The organism is Bradyrhizobium sp. NBAIM18, assembly GCF_020193825.1.
GTDB classification, from domain to species: Bacteria; Pseudomonadota; Alphaproteobacteria; order Rhizobiales; family Xanthobacteraceae; genus Bradyrhizobium; species Bradyrhizobium yuanmingense.
In genome coordinates this window covers 215,155-221,394 of record NZ_JADYVO010000011.1, presented here as the reverse complement: position 1 = coordinate 221,394, position 6,240 = coordinate 215,155, and the positions used below count along the sequence as shown (strand labels likewise).

The window sequence follows — 6,240 nt, the reverse complement described above, 5'->3', positions numbered from 1 at the left end:
GAATTGGGGAGGAGGGGCAGGGGGCGGGCCGCGTCCGCGCGGCAAGCCCGTAAAGACCACGACTAGCGACAGGCTGCGCCGTGCCCGCTGGATCAGGTCAACCGTCAGTTCAAAGCGCCGAGGCCGAATGTCCTGAGGCTCTCCGACCTTACCTATGTCGCGACCTGGACCGGCTTAGCCTACGTCGCCTTCGTCATCGAGGCCTATGCCCCCAGGATCGTGGGCTGGCGGGCCTCGCGCACGGCGCACGCGAGATTCGTGCTCGACGCGCTGGAGCAGACGCTGCACGATCGGCGACCGGTTCATCGCGGCGGGCTCGTGCAAATAGCGACAGGGGCAGCCAATACGTATCCATATACTCAGCGCTTGGTCGAAGCTGGTATCGAATCTTCCGTCGGCAGTGTCGGAGGTTCCTACGACAGGCTCTCGCCGAAACCATCGACGCTCTCGACAAGGCTGAGGTGATCCATCGGCGCGGGCCATGGCGCAGTTTCGAGGCCGTCGAGTTCGCCGCACTCGAATGGGTGGACTGGTTCAAGAACCGGCGGATTCCGCCGTCGAAGCCGGGCAACGCTACTACGCCATGCTGGAACAACCCGCCATGGCGGCATAACGTAAACCAAATGGCCTCCGGTAAACCCGGGGCGGTTAAAAATTCAGGGGGCACGGGTGCGGTTTTTCAAATGGATTGGCTTGGGCGTACTATTTCTTTTCATTGGTCTCGCAGGAACACTCGGGATTATCATTGCGGCTAACTCGATTATTACGGCGCAGAATCCTATCGTGCTGCGTTCGGGCGTATCTGTGTACACAGAATCTTGGGATCGCGGGTACGTATCGGCGTCCGGTACATGGACGATGGAGAATGCTCGACAGGCCTTCCCAATTCAGACATCCAAAATTCGGTGCATCAGGGAAGAAAAGTCGTGCACCGCTGCTCAGGCAGAAATAGCGGTCGGAAACATGCTACACTTGGAGACATACGATTACGACATCACTAAATGGGACAGCACGACAATTCTATTCCGCACTGACACTGATTGCGTAGAGTACGTTTACACGGTTGACCGTTCCAACAGGCGGCTGGTCGGTACTCGCACTAAGAAGGCTAACACCGGCCCCGATTGCACGATGGTGGAAGACAAACCCCTGCGCCTCACCCTCGTTGACGGCTTCGATGTCTGGAAAAACATCAATAAAGAGGTCGAAGCAAAACACGTTCCTTTCGTATGGCTGACAGTAGCTGGGTGGTGGGTGCTGCTTGGTCTGATTTTGTTTCGGCGAGGGCGACCACCACTTCTCACTAATGAAAAGGGGGCATGATCAGTGCGCTACGCGCAAGACCGGCATATGCCTCATGGCAAATGGGTACAAACCACACTCGCCGAAAGCGTCGTCGGTGTTCATCATCGGAAAGCAGATGCTATCGCCTTTGCGCGTGCAGCGCGAAAGGCGGAAGAAACGGGGCTACAGTACGGAGTCGAGCTTGAGCACCGACCAGATAATCCGCACGACTCCAACGCAATCGCGGTTATTGGAGTATCGGAGCAAAAGGGCTGGTTTAGTCGGCGCATCGGCCGTTGGCATATAGGCTATCTGGATCGAGACGTTGCGTCAGAGATAATCAGCGACTTAGTTTCCAACGGAATCGCTGTTGCTGCAGAATTATACTCGATCTACGAGGGCAAAGATGGCTTCCTCGATTTCAAAGTGATCGTCCTGGCCCCTCCGGGGTATAGCACGAAGGTCCGCCTGCGGGGAAAGCCGTAACGATGTCGGTGAAGTCGGCTACTACCTGAAGTTTTCAGCTGTCTGAGATTGCCGTGCTGGCTCGCAATCGGCTGTGGGCTAGCAATTTGGAAGCATCGGAATCGCCTTAGCTTGTAGGATGGGTAGAGCTCTTGCGGAACCCATCATGTTTCGTCACGCAAAACGGCCTTCGATGGGTTTCGCTTCGCTCTACCCATCCTACGAGCTGCATCACGTTCGAAGCAGTGCCGTCATCTCCTTCCAGTGATAGATTCGCACCTTCCCGGTTTGATGCCGCGCGGCTTTGGCGATGGCGTGCGCGATGTCGTTGCCGGTGAGCCCGCGATACCGGTCGGCGGGACCGAGGAGCAGCGGATTGAGCACGCCCCATATCGCGGCGATGAGGCGCTCACGCGGGCGATCCTCGTCGCGCGGGCCGAGGATCATCGAGGGGCGGAAAATATGTGTGTGCTCGAAATCGAGCGCGAGAATGTCCCGTTCAACTTCGCCCTTGGTCCTGAGATAGAACACGCCGGACCCGGCGTTGGCGCCAACGGCCGTGACCAGAAACACCGACCGCGCGCCATTTGCCCTGGCTATCTCGGCCGCGAGCAGCGGGTAATCATGATCGATCTTGTAGTACTCGGCCTCGTCAGGGGTGTGCTTGCGCGTCGTCCCCAGCGCGATGAAGACCTCGTCCGCAACCAATTGCGGCTTGAGTGCGGGCAGGGAAGCGAGATCGCCGATCAGCACCGTCAGCTTCGGATGGCTCACCGCCAGCGGCTTGCGGGCCACCGCCACAACCCGCGAATAATCGGGATTGTCCAAGAGGTCGCGCAGCAAATGCGAGCCGATGAAGCCGGACGCGCCGAAGACAAGTGCGGTTTTCATTCAAGCCACCGTTCTGCGTCGTGAGCCCAAAGGCCAAGTTGATGAATGCAGATCAGGAGGCCCAATGCAACCTCGGTTAGCTCGCAGGAAAGGTAGGGCATTTGCGAAACGCGTTTCGTCACACGACAAAGCCCTCGATGGGTTTCGCTTCGCTCTACCGATCCTGCGCGCTAAGTTTAGTGCAAGTTCGTAAGTTCTACTTGCACTCAAAACTTGCCGCGCTCTCCGGATCGCCTTTCCCCTTGTACCGCGCATGTTGCGGATAGGCGCAAAGCGGCCGACTGCGGCCGGGAAGGGCTGGTCCCGTCGCGACCACCGCATCGGGCGCCTTGCCGTCTTCCACCCAGTCCACGACCGCGCTGAGGAGATCGAAATGATCGAGCGCGGCGCCGCTCGAGCAGTGACCCATGCCGGGCACCAGGAAGGCCCGGCTCGATTTCTCCCGCACCAATTCCATGCCGCCGGAATCCGCCGCCATGCGCTCGTAGTAATTCACGGTGTCGTTCGCCGAGAACCAGGGATCGCTCACACCATGGTAAAACAGCAGCTTGCCGCCATGGCCGAAATAGCTCGAGAGGTTGGTCCAGTAGGCGGTGTTGGTGAGGCGATCCATCCCGCTCGCGTTGACCCGGTCTTCGAGTTGATCGACGTTGATGTTTTCCCAAACAGGCGGTCCGACCGGACTGCGCGCGCCTGTGGCCAGGATGCCGGGAATGGCAACGCCTTCGGCTGCCACGCCGCTGTCCCACGGGAACGGCGGATAGACTTGCGTGCCGCGTGAATTCTTCGGTCCGGCAAAAGCTTTCTTCAAGGCATCGACCTGCGGCGGCGCCAAGCAAGAATCCGTCTTGTCATCCGTCTTGTCGCCCTTGCAAGTGAGGACCGCGGGATCGAATTGACAGGCCTTGCCGTCGAAGATCAGGCCATCCTTGACGCCGTCCTTGGCGTCGCAGGCATCGAGGATCGCGTTCGTGATCAGCTTTCGCTCGCCTGCGGAAAACGTCTTGGCGGGCTCCGGCTTGCCGGACGGATCTTTCGGCGCGATCTGGCTGAAGGCAGCGTTGGCCCAGGCGAGACCGATATTGGAATTGCCGGTGCGCATCGCAGGCGCGCCGGCGACGATGCCGTCGAATTGTTCGGGATAGCGCGCCGACGCCAGCATGCCTTCGCGCCCCCCTGTCGAGCACCCCGTGAAATAGGAACGCTGTGCGGGCTGGCCATAGTAATGCGCGACGATCGCCTTGGCGGCGATCGTCACCTTGCCGACGGATGCATGGGCGAAGTTGAGCGCGGCTTCCTGGTCCTTCAGGAACGAGGCATCGAACACCGCGCCCTGATGACCGCTATCGGTCGAGACCACGGCAAAGCCGCGCGCCAACGCCGGCACCTCGCCGGCCGCGTGGTAACCCAGCGGCGGCCGGATCGAGCCGTTCAAACCGCCGCCGCCCTGAAACAAGAACCGGCCGTTCCAGCGATCGGGCAGGGCAACGGCAAAGCCGATCGCGTAGGACTTGCCCTCGACGCCGACGCGCTGATCGATCACGCCATCCGCGCGGCAGTTCGGCGGCAGCGCCACCGATACGGTGGCCGGCGCCGGCGGCGACGGCTGCACGGTGCCCGGCGGGGCCTCCGGCACCATCTCGGCCTTGGTGACTGTTGCCGTCGATCCCGGCATCTTCCAGCCGGTCAGGTCAGCGCATTTGAGCGCGGGCGGTATGTTGGCCGAATTGTCGGCGCTTGCCGGCGAGATCGCAATGACCATGATGGCCGCGACTAGACCCAGGCCAGCCATCGCATCATCAAGCGCCACATTTCTTTTTCGCCGCATTGTCCCTCCCTGCCGCCTTCTGATTTTTTTGCGGTGCACTTAACTCACGCTGGCCGCCGGCCGATCTGCTGCAGCACTGACACTGAACTATCCTGTGTTATTCGGGAGGTGCAGTCCAGCGGCGCAGGCTTTCAATCGCTCTCGCCGTTCGCCCTTGCCGATGAAGTCGATCAAGTAGGACGAGCGGATGCTCGATCATCGCGAGCTTGTAACGGTAGTTCGTCGGTTTACCGGCCCCAAATTTCTCACTCTTGCCGATTGGAAATGGTCATCCCGCGCGCTTGAACCCCGCCAGAGGCCACGCCGACCAAACGCCATGGCCGCATTCGTTGCAGAACTGCTGTTCGATCTCGTCAGAACCCTCGTGGGTGGCTGGCTGAGACAGGCTGTGGTGGCCATCTGTGCGTGGCTCGATACGAAGATTCACGGCCGCGCGGCGCGCTTTTTCGTTGGCGGGCTGCTCGGGATCGCCGCCTTCTTCCTCATTCCTGTCATCGCTGGTCTGCTGGGTCTTTGATGCCCTGGCTGAGAACGCACATCGTCATCGCATTGGCCATCGGGGCGCTCATCTCGACGGTGCTCCTCGTCCTGGAGCCGCTGACCGACTTCGCGTTGCTTTGGCTGGAGTGGCCGGGCATCAGCGCAGCGTATTTTTTCCGGGGAGCGGTCGGAGGCTCCGCCTTCCTCGGCATCGCCATTTCGTGGGTCGTGAATGCGCTGACCTACGGTCTGGGTGCTTTCGTCATTCTCAGCGCCTTGAAGGTGCTGAGGGACGCATGATCCCTCACGCCGTCTCCTCGTCGCCCTTGTCGACGATCTCGACTTCGAAATAGCCCATGTCGCGGAGCTCGGCGGCTTTCTTCTCGGCCGCTTCCCTTGTGTCTCTCTTCAAGATGATCTGGCCCGCTCCGTCGCGGGCACAAACGAAATAAGGCATTCTCGATTCCCAATTTCGTTTGCATACGCACGGAGCCGGGTTCCCGCAATCGGACGGCTCACTCGTCCAACCCGGCCTTTTGCCGCATCTTGTCGATCAGCTCGGAGGCCTCGGCCTTGGTCAGGTCCTCCTCGGGCAGGTCCTGGTGGGCCTGCTCGGCGAGGGTCTTGAGATAGGATTCTTGGGCTCCGGTCATGGGGTCGTCGCCGGAAACCCAGTCCTTCGGGTCCTTCTGGGTGTTGTCGGCCATCGCGCATCTCCTATTCCGTTTTCCGTAGAACGTCGGACTCGACTCTTCGTTCCGTTTTTGTTCTCATGGGCTATCTCGAATTCGCGAGGCGGAACAATGCCGGACCTGGACTTTCTCAGGCGGGAGATCGAACGGATGCGCATCCAGATGGGCAGGCAGAGGAAGGAGATCCTCCAGCTGCAGCGGGCGGGTATCGGCACGGCCTCGGCGCAAGCGCTGCTGTCGCGGATGGAGGCGAAGGTCGAGAGCCTGTGCGCGCAACGCGACGCGCTGAAGGCGGCAGAGCCGCGCCAGACCAAGGGCAGGGTGCTCGGCGGGAGGACATGGTGAGCAGGCGATGGTTCGACGACGAGCGAGACCTGTCGCCCTTCCTGACCGCGCTCGAGGACGTTCGCCGCAGAGCGACGCGGGAAGGGTGGTGCTATGCCCACGTCCAGGCCATCATCGTCGCCATCGATCAATACGCGGAAGCGGCGACGGGCAACCGCGAGTATTTCCTCAACAAGCCGGTTTCGATCGGGGACAACCGGAAGGCCGGGGACATTCCGTGAGCGTGCAAGCGGACCCCGGGAGTGCGCGGCTATC

10 protein-coding genes and 1 pseudogene are annotated in these 6,240 nt (G+C 60.8%); 7 read left to right on the top strand and 4 right to left on the bottom strand.

Going from position 1 to position 6,240, the window contains the following annotated elements:
- Positions 1-72: 72 nt before the first annotated feature.
- From I6F17_RS24110 to I6F17_RS24100, 3 genes and pseudogenes are all read left to right on the top strand, one after another.
- Positions 73-613: pseudogene (locus I6F17_RS24110) on the top strand (DDE-type integrase/transposase/recombinase); the annotation flags it as partial.
- A 56-nt stretch (positions 614-669) separates the two neighbouring features.
- A complete protein-coding gene (locus I6F17_RS24105; protein WP_225128666.1) occupies positions 670-1,323 on the top strand; it encodes a hypothetical protein in 654 nt (217 codons plus the stop codon).
- 3 nt (positions 1,324-1,326) lie between these two features.
- Positions 1,327-1,770 (top strand): HIRAN domain-containing protein, encoded by a 444-nt coding sequence (locus I6F17_RS24100; RefSeq protein WP_225128668.1) that lies wholly within the window; start codon positions 1,327-1,329, stop codon positions 1,768-1,770.
- A 210-nt stretch (positions 1,771-1,980) separates the two neighbouring features.
- Here I6F17_RS24100 and I6F17_RS24095 read toward each other — a convergent pair whose 3' ends face one another.
- Together I6F17_RS24095 and I6F17_RS24090 are read right to left on the bottom strand one after the other, a co-directional pair.
- Positions 1,981-2,640 carry an oxidoreductase gene (locus tag I6F17_RS24095; RefSeq protein ID WP_225128679.1) on the bottom strand — a complete coding sequence of 220 codons (660 nt, stop codon included), beginning with the start codon at positions 2,638-2,640 and terminating at the stop codon, positions 1,981-1,983.
- Between the two features lie 196 nt (positions 2,641-2,836).
- Positions 2,837-4,432: a tannase/feruloyl esterase family alpha/beta hydrolase gene (locus I6F17_RS24090; RefSeq protein WP_225128681.1), complete on the bottom strand. Its 1,596-nt coding sequence runs from the start codon at positions 4,430-4,432 to the stop codon at positions 2,837-2,839.
- Positions 4,433-4,655: 223 nt separating this feature from the next.
- Here I6F17_RS24090 and I6F17_RS24085 point away from each other — a divergent pair, with 223 nt between their 5' ends.
- Positions 4,656-4,985, top strand: a complete 330-nt coding sequence (locus I6F17_RS24085; protein WP_225128683.1) for a hypothetical protein — start codon at positions 4,656-4,658, stop codon at positions 4,983-4,985.
- Positions 4,985-5,248 carry a hypothetical protein gene (locus I6F17_RS24080; protein ID WP_225128685.1) on the top strand — a complete coding sequence of 88 codons (264 nt, stop codon included), beginning with the start codon at positions 4,985-4,987 and terminating at the stop codon, positions 5,246-5,248. Before I6F17_RS24085 ends, I6F17_RS24080 begins: the two co-directional genes overlap by 1 nt.
- A 4-nt stretch (positions 5,249-5,252) precedes the next feature.
- On the opposite strand, the gene I6F17_RS24075 is transcribed toward I6F17_RS24080, so the two are convergent.
- Positions 5,253-5,405, bottom strand: coding sequence for a hypothetical protein (locus I6F17_RS24075; protein WP_225128687.1), 153 nt, complete (start codon positions 5,403-5,405; stop codon positions 5,253-5,255).
- 58 nt (positions 5,406-5,463) lie between these two features.
- On the bottom strand, positions 5,464-5,655 hold the full coding sequence (locus tag I6F17_RS24070; protein WP_225128690.1) for a DUF3072 domain-containing protein: 192 nt from the start codon (positions 5,653-5,655) through the stop codon (positions 5,464-5,466).
- A gap of 96 nt (positions 5,656-5,751) precedes the next feature.
- On the opposite strand from I6F17_RS24070, the gene I6F17_RS24065 reads away from it, so the two are divergent.
- Together I6F17_RS24065 and I6F17_RS24060 are read left to right on the top strand one after the other, a co-directional pair.
- Entirely contained in the window at positions 5,752-5,985 is a 234-nt protein-coding gene (locus I6F17_RS24065; protein WP_035999688.1) for a hypothetical protein, read from the top strand.
- A complete protein-coding gene (locus I6F17_RS24060; protein ID WP_225128692.1) occupies positions 5,979-6,206 on the top strand; it encodes a hypothetical protein in 228 nt (75 codons plus the stop codon). The genes I6F17_RS24065 and I6F17_RS24060 overlap by 7 nt, the downstream gene beginning before the upstream one ends.
- Positions 6,207-6,240: the final 34 nt, after the last annotated feature.

Excerpts from the sequence above, each read along its gene's own strand:
- I6F17_RS24065 (WP_035999688.1), top strand. The coding sequence starts at position 5,752 with ATGCCGGACCTGGACTTTCTCAGGCGGGAGATCGAACGGATGCGCATC.
- I6F17_RS24080 (WP_225128685.1), top strand. The coding sequence starts at position 4,985 with ATGCCCTGGCTGAGAACGCACATCGTCATCGCATTGGCCATCGGGGCG.
- I6F17_RS24095 (WP_225128679.1), bottom strand. The coding sequence starts at position 2,640 with ATGAAAACCGCACTTGTCTTCGGCGCGTCCGGCTTCATCGGCTCGCAT.
- I6F17_RS24060 (WP_225128692.1), top strand. The coding sequence starts at position 5,979 with ATGGTGAGCAGGCGATGGTTCGACGACGAGCGAGACCTGTCGCCCTTC.
- I6F17_RS24085 (WP_225128683.1), top strand. The coding sequence starts at position 4,656 with ATGCTCGATCATCGCGAGCTTGTAACGGTAGTTCGTCGGTTTACCGGC.
- I6F17_RS24070 (WP_225128690.1), bottom strand. The coding sequence starts at position 5,655 with ATGGCCGACAACACCCAGAAGGACCCGAAGGACTGGGTTTCCGGCGAC.
- I6F17_RS24075 (WP_225128687.1), bottom strand. The coding sequence starts at position 5,405 with ATGCCTTATTTCGTTTGTGCCCGCGACGGAGCGGGCCAGATCATCTTG.
- I6F17_RS24090 (WP_225128681.1), bottom strand. The coding sequence starts at position 4,432 with ATGGCTGGCCTGGGTCTAGTCGCGGCCATCATGGTCATTGCGATCTCG.